The sequence below is a fragment of the Robertmurraya mangrovi genome, from assembly GCF_034427655.1.
Taxonomy (GTDB): Bacteria; Bacillota; Bacilli; order Bacillales; family Cytobacillaceae; genus Robertmurraya_A; species Robertmurraya_A mangrovi.
In genome coordinates this window covers 14,937-28,034 of sequence record NZ_JAXOFX010000014.1, presented here as the reverse complement: position 1 = coordinate 28,034, position 13,098 = coordinate 14,937, and the positions used below count along the sequence as shown (strand labels likewise).

Annotated in this window: 12 protein-coding genes; 6 read left to right on the top strand and 6 right to left on the bottom strand. The window is 36.4% G+C overall.

The window, feature by feature from the left end; genetic code table 11:
* Positions 1 to 119: 119 nt before the first annotated feature.
* The gene (locus SM124_RS17500) at positions 120 to 1,595 is read left to right on the top strand and encodes a methyl-accepting chemotaxis protein (RefSeq protein ID WP_322447815.1); all 1,476 of its coding nucleotides are present in this window, start codon (positions 120 to 122) and stop codon (positions 1,593 to 1,595) included.
* Between the two features lie 96 nt (positions 1,596 to 1,691).
* On the opposite strand, the gene SM124_RS17495 is transcribed toward SM124_RS17500, so the two are convergent.
* From SM124_RS17495 to SM124_RS17485, 3 genes are all read right to left on the bottom strand, one after another.
* Entirely contained in the window at positions 1,692 to 2,465 is a 774-nt protein-coding gene (locus tag SM124_RS17495) for an alpha/beta fold hydrolase (RefSeq protein WP_322447814.1), read from the bottom strand.
* Between the two features lie 105 nt (positions 2,466 to 2,570).
* Positions 2,571 to 2,945 (bottom strand): DnaJ family domain-containing protein, encoded by a 375-nt coding sequence (locus SM124_RS17490; protein WP_322447813.1) that lies wholly within the window; start codon positions 2,943 to 2,945, stop codon positions 2,571 to 2,573.
* A 106-nt stretch (positions 2,946 to 3,051) separates the two neighbouring features.
* Entirely contained in the window at positions 3,052 to 3,663 is a 612-nt protein-coding gene (locus SM124_RS17485; RefSeq protein ID WP_322447812.1) for a peroxiredoxin, read from the bottom strand.
* A 189-nt stretch (positions 3,664 to 3,852) separates the two neighbouring features.
* Between SM124_RS17485 and SM124_RS17480 the strand changes: the two genes are divergently transcribed.
* Positions 3,853 to 4,017 (top strand): hypothetical protein, encoded by a 165-nt coding sequence (locus SM124_RS17480; RefSeq protein ID WP_322447811.1) that lies wholly within the window; start codon positions 3,853 to 3,855, stop codon positions 4,015 to 4,017.
* A 30-nt stretch (positions 4,018 to 4,047) separates the two neighbouring features.
* Here SM124_RS17480 and hutH read toward each other — a convergent pair whose 3' ends face one another.
* On the bottom strand, positions 4,048 to 5,547 hold the full coding sequence (hutH, locus tag SM124_RS17475; protein WP_322447810.1) for a histidine ammonia-lyase: 1,500 nt from the start codon (positions 5,545 to 5,547) through the stop codon (positions 4,048 to 4,050).
* Between the two features lie 199 nt (positions 5,548 to 5,746).
* Positions 5,747 to 6,196, bottom strand: a complete 450-nt coding sequence (locus SM124_RS17470; protein ID WP_322447809.1) for a GNAT family N-acetyltransferase — start codon at positions 6,194 to 6,196, stop codon at positions 5,747 to 5,749.
* A gap of 384 nt (positions 6,197 to 6,580) precedes the next feature.
* Between SM124_RS17470 and SM124_RS17465 the strand changes: the two genes are divergently transcribed.
* The 4 genes from SM124_RS17465 to SM124_RS17450 all read left to right on the top strand — a co-directional run bounded on the left by SM124_RS17465 (position 6,581) and on the right by SM124_RS17450 (position 12,288).
* Entirely contained in the window at positions 6,581 to 8,671 is a 2,091-nt protein-coding gene (locus SM124_RS17465) for a DNA topoisomerase III (RefSeq protein ID WP_322447808.1), read from the top strand.
* A gap of 139 nt (positions 8,672 to 8,810) precedes the next feature.
* Positions 8,811 to 9,536, top strand: a complete 726-nt coding sequence (locus SM124_RS17460) for a hypothetical protein (protein ID WP_322447807.1) — start codon at positions 8,811 to 8,813, stop codon at positions 9,534 to 9,536.
* A gap of 100 nt (positions 9,537 to 9,636) precedes the next feature.
* Entirely contained in the window at positions 9,637 to 10,923 is a 1,287-nt protein-coding gene (locus tag SM124_RS17455; RefSeq protein ID WP_322447806.1) for an MDR family MFS transporter, read from the top strand.
* Between the two features lie 132 nt (positions 10,924 to 11,055).
* A complete protein-coding gene (locus SM124_RS17450; RefSeq protein ID WP_322447805.1) occupies positions 11,056 to 12,288 on the top strand; it encodes an aminopeptidase in 1,233 nt (410 codons plus the stop codon).
* Positions 12,289 to 12,443: 155 nt separating this feature from the next.
* On the opposite strand, the gene SM124_RS17445 is transcribed toward SM124_RS17450, so the two are convergent.
* Complete coding sequence (locus SM124_RS17445; RefSeq protein WP_322447804.1) at positions 12,444 to 13,082, bottom strand: queuosine precursor transporter; 639 nt, start codon at positions 13,080 to 13,082, stop codon at positions 12,444 to 12,446.
* Positions 13,083 to 13,098: the final 16 nt, after the last annotated feature.

The following is a 13,098-nucleotide window of genomic DNA, read 5'->3' as shown; positions in this document are numbered from 1 at the left end:
CTATTTACTATTGTTAAAAATATAATAAACTACTAAATGAATACATTTGTACTTTACTCTATTAAACAACTAAATTGTTTGTGAATATCGTATAGTACAAAGGATCTAAGGGGGTCAACATGGAGGCTATTCAGACTTTAAAAGCGAATGATATCTCGAAGAAAAATACACTGATGCTTGTCAGTTTTTCCATATCATTAGTCAGTGGTCTATTATTTACTATTTTATCAAACGATGAACTGCTCAAGATGATACTTTATGGTGGGGAGTTATTCTTCTTCCTCCTGTTTTATTTCTTATTTGGGAAGATATTAATAAAGCCTAAGATTTTTCCATATGCTTCGCTTTTGATGATATTTATCTTTACATTTGCTCAACTATTCATTTTTGGTGGGTCAGGGGCCTTTCTATTGGTACTTTTTTTCTTAGCTATTATCTCGTCTGTACATTTTAACAGAAATTTATTTTTATTAGGTTACTCTTTAGGGTTTATCGGCGTTATTCTGAATCATATGTATGCAACAGAGATGGTACCGTTTTTAAAAGAAATATTTCCACTAGCACTACTAGTTTACACACTTATTGGTTTAGTTTTGTTTATCTTAATACGCTTAAACACTGCACAGTATCGATCTCTTGAGACTTTCTTAGAACAGTCTGAATTAGAACAAGAAAAGAAAGAATCTTACAATCAATTACTTCAAAAAGAAATGGCTGTTATTACTGATAGTCTCAAAAAAATAAACAAGCAAGTTCAAACCCATGTTACTGCTCAGAGTGAGATGAGAATTGCTGTTTCAGAGATTTCTGCTGGAAGTCAAGTTCAAACAGAACAGATTAATTATATTGCGGGAAATGCAGAATCAACAAAACTGAAGATGGATGACATGTCTAGAGTGTCCGTTAATCTTTCAAATGAGACCACGATTGCTGCTCAATCAGTCAACAAAGGGGCAGAAAAAATGGAGGATCTTCAGCACGATATGAAGAATCTCGGGGAATCTATTACTGATTTAAGTGAAACATTTGCTAGCTTAACCAACAAAATTGAGGAAACAAATAGCTTTATAGGAAACATTCAAAGTATTACTGAACAAACAAATTTATTAGCTCTAAACGCCTCAATTGAAGCGGCACGAGCGGGTGAAGCAGGGAAAGGTTTTTCAGTAGTAGCAGAGGAAATACGTAAGTTAGCTGAAATTACAAGAGAAACTGCTATTCAAATCACAGAGAATTTATCAGAAGTTAATAAGACAAACTCTACTGCTTTCTCCAAAATGAAAGAAAGTAATTCTAAACTAAAAGAAAGCTTAGTAACAGTTGAAGAAGTTTCTGGATTTTTTAATCAAGTAGAGTCTAACCTAAAGAATTTAGATGTAGAATTTATACAATTCAAAGGGTCGGTTGATGATATCAAAACTCAATCCTTTGAGGTGGAAACAGCTACGAAAGAATTAGCAGCTGTTATTGAACAAGCTACCGCGGGTCTAGAAGAGATGAACGCAACAATCGAAACCTTAAATGAAGACAACCAAAAGATTGCTCGTTATGTGGAAGAGACTGCTGCTGCTGCAGACAAGATTAAGGATATGTAGATTATTACATTGAGGCTCTAATAGTATACGGCTTTTAGTACAAAGTTTTGTTTCAAAGCCCATACGAAGAGCCTCTTTTATTTGCCACAATCCCCCTCATCCTTCTACCCTATTGATAAATTGTTTTATCAGCATGTTTAATTCTTTTGGATTCTTTGTTGGAATTTGATGCTTTGCTTTTTTAATAAACTTCAACTCGTTATTCGGAATTCTTTCGTGAAGAAGATTGGCATAACTGTGAAATTGTTTATCTTTTTCCCCGTATACCAATAATATAGGAGGTTTAATATTTGCTAGACGAGGTGTACAGTTATAAACCATGCTATAGTGGTAATACTGCTCTATATTCTTTATATCCCCTTTTATTGCTTCTTTATATAAGCACTTAAATGTTTTGTTTGAATCTGAATTACCTAAACAAATACCCCCTGCCAAAAGCTTTTTAGCACCTATTTTTGCTAAATTTCTTGCAATAGAGATTTTTTTGTACAGCATTTTTTCTTTGGCATCTGAAATTCCCCCAATGAGCATTCCTCCTAAGGAACGGTCGAAATTGCTTAGTAAAAACTCCAACACAATTGTACCTCCCGTAGAATAACCACATAAAAAAGTTTCTTGAATACCCAAATGGTCTAGTAACTTTTTTATATCTTCAACAATCAGTTCGTATGTAATCGGAGTACTTGAATAATTACTTTTCCCGTGTCCCCTAATGTCAAAAGTAATAACCTTAAAAAATTTGGACAGCTCTTCTTTTTGATATTTAAAATTTTCACCTGTAAGCAGTGGTGGATGAACAAATACGATAGGTGTACCTTCTCCAGCTACAGAATAATGTAGGTTAATATCATCAATAGTAAGCATTGACAATGTCTTTCACCTTTTTCTCATGTGAATTAAAAAACCCGACCAAATCAAATCTTTAGTCGAGTTTTTATTATTATTTAGAATGCAAGTACACAATATTCAAGTATACTACCATTTGCTATTGATTTTTTGTTCATAGTTCTTAAACATAGATGAATGAGAATGCCCTCTCCGTTTATCCATCATTTGATTAAAACGTAAAAGCTTTTCGTTAAGTTTCTTTTTAAGTCCCTCACGCTCTTCGTTATCTTCAGTATTACTAATTAAATCTTCTAATGTCATCATTTCTTGCTTTAGCTTATTTTCTTCTCCTGGAGAGAATCCTGCATTTTTTAACATCCGATAGGCCATGCGTAAATCTTCCGGAATACTAGAAAGATCTTCAAGCTCTAATGGTTTTCCTAAGCCTGGAAGGTTTGTGAATTCCCCGTCTTCATAGGCTTTGCGAATACGCTCTTCTGAGATAACTGTGGAAAAATCCATCCTTGTCCACTCTCCTCGCCCTTTATGCTTTTATTATATCGTAATTCCCTATATTTGTAACTTCACACAGAAGAATCACTAGTAAAAATCCCGCCTATGGGCGGGATTAAATTTTTCCAATGTAATTAGGATCTGGTTTTATCCCTTGCTGGCCAGGAACCCAGTTTGCAGGTACCCCTTCGCCTGTCTGCCTTGCATATATAATTCCTTGCATCATTCTTAGATGCTCTGGTAAGTTTCTTCCAATTTCTCTAGGATAAATAAGTTTAGATACAATGATTTGATCTGGGTCGATAAATACAGATGCTCTAAAGGCAGCACCTGAGTTTTCATCTAATACTCGGTAGGCTCTGCTAATGACATGATTCCTGTCACTAACCATTGGAAAAGTTACATTTTTTAAGGAAGGAGAAGTTTCTTTAAATACTTTATGGGAATAGACACTATCAGTACTAATAGACAAAACTTCAACATTTAACCTTTGAAGATGTGGGTAAATAGCAGCGACCGCCGCTAATTCTGTCGGTCAAACAAAAGTAAAATCACTCGGATAAAAGAATAACAATACCCATCTGCCTTTAAAATCATCAAGATTTATTTTAGTAATTTGACCATTAATCAAGGCACTTGCTGTAAATAAGGGGGCCTTATCATCTCTTGAAGCACAATATACAGTAGGACACTCTGATAACTCTTTTGCTTCTAATCGTTCTTCCAAAGCCTACACTCCTCTCTATATAATCTATTTCTCCTTATAAATATGCTCGTTTTTAAATTATTGTCCTGTTTTTTGTTTTGATTTCCGAAGTCCTTTGCCCACTACATAGAAGTGACGTTTATGGAAATGCTAATGTATGTATGAATGTGTCAAACGACACGAACTAGAATTGAAATTGGAGGGATTAACATGGGACGCGGAAAAGATTTTAATCATAAGAAAAAAGGTCATCCAGGTAACTTCCCTGAAAATACACTTGTTGAAAAACATTCAAAAGATGCTATCGGGGATGAAGAGTTCTTAGTGGTTCGTGAAGCCTTTAAAAACCGTATAGAAACGGAAGATATTGAATAGACCTTGCCATTCGGCAAGGTCTGTCTTACATTATGATTGAACACTTGAAACCTTTTCTTCTCTAAGCCAAGTGGATATAGCTTCAATATCCTTTGAAAATACACGGTCTTTTTTGAATGAAGGAACGATTTTACGAGCATTCATATAGTAATTTCTCGTTTGTTCTGCCATTTTATCTATTCCTCTGTAATCCAATGCCTCCATTGCACAGATCAGTTCAATCGCCAAAACTTTGTTGCTGTTTTGGATAATTTGATAAGCATGCCTAGAACCAATGGTCCCCATACTTACATGATCTTCTTGATTGGCAGATGAAGGAATGGAATCCACACTCGCTGGATGGGCTAGTGTTTTATTTTCTGATACTAGTGAAGCTGCACAGTATTGCATGATCATCGCACCTGATTGCAAACCAGGTTCTGGACTTAAAAATGCTGGTAGATCGTTTAATTGTGGATTAACCAATCTTTCAATTCTTCTTTCAGAAATATTCGCAAGTTCAGCCACTGCAATTTTCATAAAATCCATTGCAAATGCGATAGGCTGACCATGAAAGTTCCCACCGGAAATGATTTTTTCACCATCATCAAAAATAAGTGGGTTATCTGTTGCCGCATTCATTTCGATCTCAATCTTTTCCTTCACGTAATCTAACGCCTGCCATGTAGCACCATGAACCTGAGGAATACATCTTAATGAGTACGCATCCTGTACTCTAAGTTCTCCTTGTCTCGTCGTTAACTGACTTCCCGCTAAATATTCTCTTATTCTTTTGGCTGTTTCTACTTGTTGAGAGTAACCTCTAGCTAAATGGATATCTTCATCAAAAGCATCGGTAATTCCTCGTAATCCCTCCATTGTTAAGGAGGCAATCATTTCACTTTGATAGGCTAATTTTTCTGCTTCTAAGTAACCGATTACTCCCATAGATGTCATTGCTTGAGTTCCGTTGATTAAAGCCAACCCTTCTTTTGCTTGTAAAGTGAGTGGTTCTAACCCTACTATGCTTAGGACTTCTTTGGTTTCTTTTATCTCTCCTTTATAAAATACCTGCCCTTCACCGACTAGAACTAAAGCGAGATGTGAAAGAGGTGCTAAATCTCCACTAGCCCCAAGAGAACCTTGACTTGGCACAACCGGATGGATTTCTCTTTTAAACAGTTCTAACAGTCTTTCAATTAACACGAGTCTTGCTCCCGAATAGCCCTTTAATAAAGCATTCGCCCTTAACAAAAGCATCGTTCTAGAAACAACTTCTGGAAAAAGCTCTCCCACCCCGCAAGCGTGTGAGCGAATTAAATTTAATTGCAATTCCTCAACATGTTCTTCATCTATTAACACATCACTGAACTTTCCAAATCCAGTATTAATCCCATAAATCACTCGTTTTTCCTTCACTATTCTTTGGACAGCCTCATGACTTTTATTGACTCTATCTATACTCTCTTGTGAGATTGAAACCTCTTCTTTATCAAAAACTACTCTACGTACTTCTTCAAGTGTCAAAGTATTCCCTGTTAAAATAACCATTTCTCTTCCCCCTAATAGTATGTTAGCGTGATAAAGAAAAAGGCTGCCTTCCAACAAATGTTAGAAGACAGCCTTTTTTAAATTTATCGAGTTTTGATGAGTTGCTCGCATAATAATCATCCTGAATTTTCATAATTTATGTGCAATTATGATTTATTGTATGATTTACAGTAGTTAGTTGTCAACAAATTCCCTGTATTTACCTTTGTTTTTTAAAGTTGGAGATTACTATTCCATTCCCAACCTCAATCTCTCCCACTTTTGTAAAACCTAGTCCAAGATAAAGTTGGATAGCTGGGGTATTTTTTGCTCCTGTTGAAACAATCATGTCTTTGTCATGATGGAGGTTTTCTATGTATTGGATAAGCTTTTTTGCAATCCCTTTTCTAAAATGATTGGGGTGAACCATTACTCGGTGGATATCTACCTCAGTTGAATTGGTCTTAAATGCCAAAGCCCCAGCTAAATCCTCCCCTTCAAAATAACCAATGAACTGTTCTCCACAAGATAACAGCTCTTCTAAGCTTTCTTTCAATGGCGGAATGTCCGTTGAACCAATCCATTCTGCCTCAACCATATAAGAATCCCTTTGCATTTGTAACACTTTTTTTGCTGTTTCTATATTTTTAATATCTATCTGTTTGACCAAATTAATCATCTACCTTTTTCTAAAGTAAATTTTATTAGAATGGCTTTTTTCGCAAAGATTGATGTTACTAACAACATTTGAAGCATTGAGTGGATTGTAGCGGAGGGCACTTGACTCCAGCAGGATATAGAGGAAAGGTCGAGACCCCACAGACGGAACGGCGAGGAGGCTCGACTTCCTCCCTGCGGAAAGCAAGTGCCTGGAGCAGAAAGGAACGGACAACATATGTATTCAAAACAACAATCATTTAGAAAAAAATCCTTTGAAAAATCTTACAATAAAACGGGTGTGATTACCATTCATTTTTGATTTCAGTTATACTGAGTAAGGGTATCGGTCCGTTTGGATTGGAATATCAGCTACCCGGTTAGAAAGGAAGATTAGATGAAATCACTCATACTTGCTGAAAAGCCAAGCGTAGCACGTGAAATTGCTCGAGTACTTGGCTGTAAGCAATCACATAAAAGCTATATAGAAGGTTCTCAATATATCGTTACTTGGGCACTGGGTCATTTAATCGAACTAAAAATGCCTGAGCACTATGACAAAAAGTATCAAACATGGAAAATGGAAGACTTGCCAATCATTCCAGATGAAATGGGTTTGAAGGTTATAAAACAAACAAGTCATCAATATAAAGCGATTGAACATCTTGCGAAAAGAAACGACATTAAAGAATGTATTATTGCTACAGATGCAGGTCGCGAAGGAGAGCTTGTCGCTCGATGGATTCTAGAAAAAGTCCGTTTTAGAAAACCAATTAAACGTTTATGGATCTCTTCACATACAGACCGTGCCATCCGTGAAGGCTTCCAAAAACTAAAGCCTGGTAAGGATTTTGAAGCATTGTATGCCTCAGCAGTCTGCCGTGCAGAAGCAGATTGGTTAATTGGACTTAATGTCACAAGAGCTTTAACAACGAAATATAATGATCCTCTTTCAGCTGGAAGAGTTCAGACTCCTACACTGGCGTTAATGATGGAACGAGAAAAAGCCATTCAAACCTTTGTGCCGAAAAAATATTGGACTATCCAAGCAGACATTGGCCCTTTAAATGCCGATTGGGAAAAGAATGGTGAGAGAAGAATTTTTTCTTCAGATGTAACAGATCAGACATTAAATAGAATTAAAGACCAAAAAGGAAGTGTCCAAGCAATTAATCGGAAAGAAAAATCAGAACAACAGCCTCTTCCCTATGATTTAACCGAATTACAAAGAGATGCAAATAAACGCTTTGGTTTTTCAGCAAAGAAAACATCCAATGTACTTCAGCGTCTATATGAACAATATAAACTAGTTACTTACCCTAGAACCGATTCGAAGTATTTATCTACCGATATGGAAGCAACTATGCTGGACCGACTTCAAGGAATGATGTCTGGTTATCGTGATGAAGTAAAGCCATTGATCGCAAATAAAGGAAGAGTTCTAGCTAAACGAGTGTTTAACAATGAAAAAGTCACGGATCACCATGCCATCATCCCAACTGAAGAACGATTACACTTGAGTGATTTAGACAATGACGAACGAAAGCTCTATGACTTAATTGCAAGACGCTTTTTAGCTTTATTTTACCCTACTTATAAATATGAAGTAGTTGATGCTGTCATTGATGTTGCTGGAGAAACCTTTGTTGCAAAAGAAACGATTGTTCTCGATTTAGGGTTCAGAGCTCTAACGGGTAAAGACGAACAAGAAAAGCAACAAAGTCTTGCAGCCATTTCTAAGGGACAAAGTTTTACTGTAAAGTCCGTTCAATCTAGTGAAAAATTAACAGAGCCTCCTCTACGTTTTTCGGAAGCTGATTTATTAGCACAAATGGAAAAATACGGTTTAGGTACTCCCGCTACTAGGGCCGATATCATCGAAAAGCTATTAAGCTCTGAGGTAGTTGAACGTCAGAATAGTCGCATGTATCCAACAGCAAAAGGAAAACAATTAATTGAACTAGTGAATGACGAGCTGAAATCTCCAGAATTGACTGCACGTTGGGAGCAGGAACTAGAAAAGATTTCAAAAGGAAAAGGTGACCCAAAAGTTTTCCTACAAAACATTCGAAAACAAACGAAACATTTAATCTCTGAAATTAAAATGAGCGATAAGAAATACCGCGCACATAACTTAACAGGCTCGAAATGTCCTGAGTGCCATTCCTTCTTAAAAGAGAAAAACACGAAAGATGGAAAAATACTTGTTTGTTCTAGTCTGGAATGTAACTATCGCAAACGTAAAGATCCTAAGCTTTCAAATAAACGTTGTCCGCAATGCAAAAAGAAAATGGAAATGCATGAAGGAAAAGCTGGTTTGTACTTCCAGTGTCGTCCTTGTAATGTGGTAGAGAAAGCCGAAGAAAAGAAAAAGGCAGTTAATAAACGAGAAGAACGGAAATTGGTTCAAAAGTATACGAAACCAGAAGAAGATTTCGGAACAAGCCTTGGAGACTTGTTGAAAGCTGCGATGAATAAGAAAGATTAACCCTTTTGCCAAACTCTTTGTGAGTTTGGCCTTTTTATTAAGCTTAACCAGTTGCTTTTATAAACAGAATGAGCAGAACTTATACCATTTTTGCAAAATAATGGTAAAATGCTAAGAGATATTAGAAAGGAGAATTCACTTGAAGAAAAAATACATACTATTAATAGTGGGAATTATTGTTATTCTTAGCACCATGGTTGTACTAGATATGCAGAAAATAAAACGAGAAGAGAAACCTCCCCTACCGATCGTTTCTGTCGGAGATAAAAATATTCCAGTAATCTATAATCTATATAACTGGCATAACGGGAATAAAGAACTAAATAATGAAAGACCTGCTACAACAAAAGTTGAACCATTTAACGACTTGCTAGTTCAATTCCCAGAGGAAGAGGAACCAGATGAGCTTACGATAGAGATAACAAACGGTGAATCCTACTATCTCGAGTATTTAGATGCCATTGTTAAAAATAACCGAATGAAGTTACCTGTTTATCCAACTACCGTACAATTATCCATCCTTGCAAAGTGGAAAGATAAAGGAGAGGCAAGTTATCGAGTAGCAGTTGACATTAAGAAAGAGACGTCCTATCAAAATTGGCTTTCCCCTTCTGAGGATGGCTATGGTCTATTAATAATCCAACCTGAAAATGAATCTAGCTCATTCGATATACCTTCTCATATTTCTGAAAAGGTATTAATGTTTGAAGAGATAAATGCACAATCCATTGAAAAAGTACAAGCAGATTATCCAGATTTAAATATACAGTCTCTTCCTACGTTTATTGCACTAGACCATAAAAAAATCTTACTTAGTACAAATCAGAAAGGGGAATTTACACATTTCTTGGATTCTCTAAAATAGAAACAATCCTAAATACTATCAGTCTATTTCTCTTGTAAATTCTTCCCAAGGAGATGTATGATATTCATATTGTACTCCTTAGGAATCGAGGATTAACACCATGAGAATTAGAGATTGGGATCATAATTTAAAAATTAGACTTTTCGGGGAAGCGGCTATGAATATTACGTTCTGGATGTTCTTCCCCTTTTTAACCATTTACTTCGCTGATGAGTTTGGAAAAGGAAAAGCAGGATTACTTCTTATCCTTTCCCAAGTGCTTTCCGTATTTGCTAATTTAATGGGCGGCTACTGTGCTGATCGGTTTGGTCGTAAAAAGATGATGGTGTATTCTTCATTAGGCCAAGGGTTTTGCTTTTTCGTGTTTGCTATCGCAAGTTCACCATGGCTTGACTCTCCATTAATTGCATTTATCGCTTTTGCCTTTGTTGGCTTTTTTGGATCCATCTATTGGCCTGCCAGCCAAGCAATGGTTGCAGATGTAGTAGATGAAAAAGATAGAAGCAGTGTATTTGCTGTTTTCTATACATCTATTAATATTGCGGTTGTATTAGGGCCGGTACTTGGAGCCATTTTCTATGTTCATTATCGCTTTCAACTATTACTTGTTGCATCCGTTATTTGCATCGGTCTGGCCTTTGTACTTTGGAAATGGACACGAGAAACGGCTCCAACCGTAACCGCTTTTGTTAATAGTAACGAGAATTCCAAATGGTACTCTGTTTTACTTAAGCAAGTTAAAGACTACGGAATTATTTTTAGAGACAAAACATTCTTCTTATTTATTTTAGGTGGAGTGTTGGCTGGTCAAACATTTATGCAATTAGATCTTCTACTCCCTGTCTACTCAAGCGAAGTGATTCATAACCAAACACTTTTATCCTTTGGGGATTGGTCATTTAAGGTTAGCGGAGAACAAGCTTTTGGAATCATTTTAGCTGAGAATGGTTTTCTAGTTGCCTTATTGACTGTTGTTGTAACGAAGTGGATGACAACTTATAGAGAACGGAATGTATTTGTCTTGTCTGCCACTATTTATGGTATTGCCATGCTTCTCTTCGGTCAAACGGAATGGATTTGGGGCCTAATTTTAGCCATGACTATTTTTACTTTCGGGGAATTGATGGTGGTTGGATTACAGCAAAGTTTTATTTCAAAAATTGCTCCAGAACATATGAGGGGACAATACTTTGCAGCAGCCAGCCTTCGTTTTACCCTCGGGAAAACAATAGCCCCTATGTCGATACCATTAAGTTTATGGGTAGGATACCAATGGACCTTTATCATCCTTGCCCTTCTTGCATTTTTGAGTGCGTTTATCTATTGGGTAATGTTTACTTTAGTTGAAAAACAACAAATGACTAGTGCAAATGAAAAAATTGTATAGCGTACTACTACTAGAGGAGCCAGGTATTTGGCTCCTCTATTCTTATCGAAAAATAGAGAAGGGTTTATGTTTCTTTTTATTCCCGAAACATATACAATGTAAAAGAAGATTCTGAAAAAAGGAGACATACATATGAGTAATTTTCAAAATAACTTAGAAAAATATGCAGAGCTTGCGGTTAAAGTCGGAGTGAATGTTCAAGAAGGCCAAACTCTTGTTGTAAACACCACTCTAGACTCTGCCGAATTCGTTCGTTTGGTTGTAAAAAAAGCATACGAAGCAGGAGCTTTTAATGTTGTTGTTAACTGGACAGACGACTTTGTTTCTCGCACAAAATATGACCTTGCTCCAACTGAGGCTTTCAATGAATACCCACAATGGAGAGCAAAGGAAATTGAAGAATTAGCAGAGAACGGTGCTGCCTTTATGTCAATCGTCTCTTCTAGTCCGAATTTATTAAAAGGTGTAGATCCTGAGCGAATCAGTAGTTTCCAAAAAGCTGCAGGTCAAGCATTAAGCAAATACCGTAAATTTGTTCAATCAGATAAAGTGAGCTGGACTGTTATTGCTACTCCATCTCAAGCATGGGCAGACATGGTATTCCCGGATGCACCTGCTGACAAACGTGTAGAAATGTTATGGGATGCTATTTTTAAAGCAACTCGATCAGATTTAGAAAATCCTGTTGATGCTTGGAAAGCACACGACAAATCATTACATGAAAAAGTAGACCATCTTAATGGAAAACGTTATAAAAAGCTACACTATAAGGCTCCAGGAACGGACCTTACAATTGAATTACCTGAAAACCATATTTGGGTTGGAGCAGGTAGTGTAAATGAAAAAGGAAATGAGTTCATGGCAAACATGCCAACAGAAGAAGTATTCACTGTTCCTTTTAAAACAGGTGTTAACGGAACCGTTTCTAGCACAAAGCCTTTAAGCTACGGTGGAAACATCATCGATCATTTCACTTTAACTTTTGAAAACGGTCGTATTGTTGATGTGAAAGCAGAGCAAGGCGAAGATATTCTAAAACGTCTTGTAGAAACAGACGAAGGTTCACACTACTTAGGTGAAGTTGCTCTTGTACCTTTCAACTCTCCTATTTCACAATCGAACATACTATTCTACAACACTTTATTTGATGAGAACGCCTCAAACCACTTAGCAATTGGGAGTGCTTATGCATTCTGTATTGAAGGTGGCAAAAAGATGACTAGTGAAGAGCTAGCTGAAAATGGTCTTAACGAGAGTATCACTCACGTTGATTTCATGATTGGTTCAGATAAAATGGACATTGATGGTATTAAAGAAGATGGAACAGTGGAAGCTGTATTCCGTAATGGGGATTGGGCATTTTAATATAGTTTTTGAAAAGGATCTTGCTTCGGCAGGATCTTTTTTTCATTAGAACCCTGTATTTATAAGGATAATTTCAATTTAATCAAACGTTTGATTAAATAATTTTCGATGTTAGGACAAATAAAGTCATGAAAAAAAGCAGAGAAAGTCTCTGCTTAATTGTTGTATGTTAAGGATGTACTTGCTTTGCCTTCTTCTTTTCTACAAACTTTCACTAACCAATATACGATCGGAGTATCGATAATGGCTGCACAAATTTTAAAAATATACTGGGTTACGATTAAGCCTAATAAAGCAGCTGTCGGCATCGTTCCGTAGAAAGCTACAAAAATAAAAACAGATGTATCCACTAATTGGCTTGCACCGGTAGATAAGTTGTTTCGCAACCATAATTTTTTATCACCATGCTTTTCTTTCAGCTTGTGAAACACCGTTACGTCAAGGTTTTGGCTAATAAAATAAGATAATAGACTAGCAATCGTAATGCGAATACTTCCATTTAAAATGGTTTCGAATTCTCCTTGAGCTTGGAAAAATGGTGCTGATGGAAGTTGAATGGCTACAAAGATGAAGACACTTGCAAAGATTTGTGTAATAAACCCTGCAATAACGGTCTTCCTAGCAGCATCCTTCCCATACACTTCACCAATGACATCCGTTATTGGATAGGTGAAAATATAGACAATAACTGCAGCCGGTAATACAGCCCAGCTACCTAAACTAAATAACTTTACTGCTAATATATTGGATAAAATTAAAAATCCTGCGAAGGCAGCATTTAAATATAATAACAAAGCTGTCTCCTCCTAA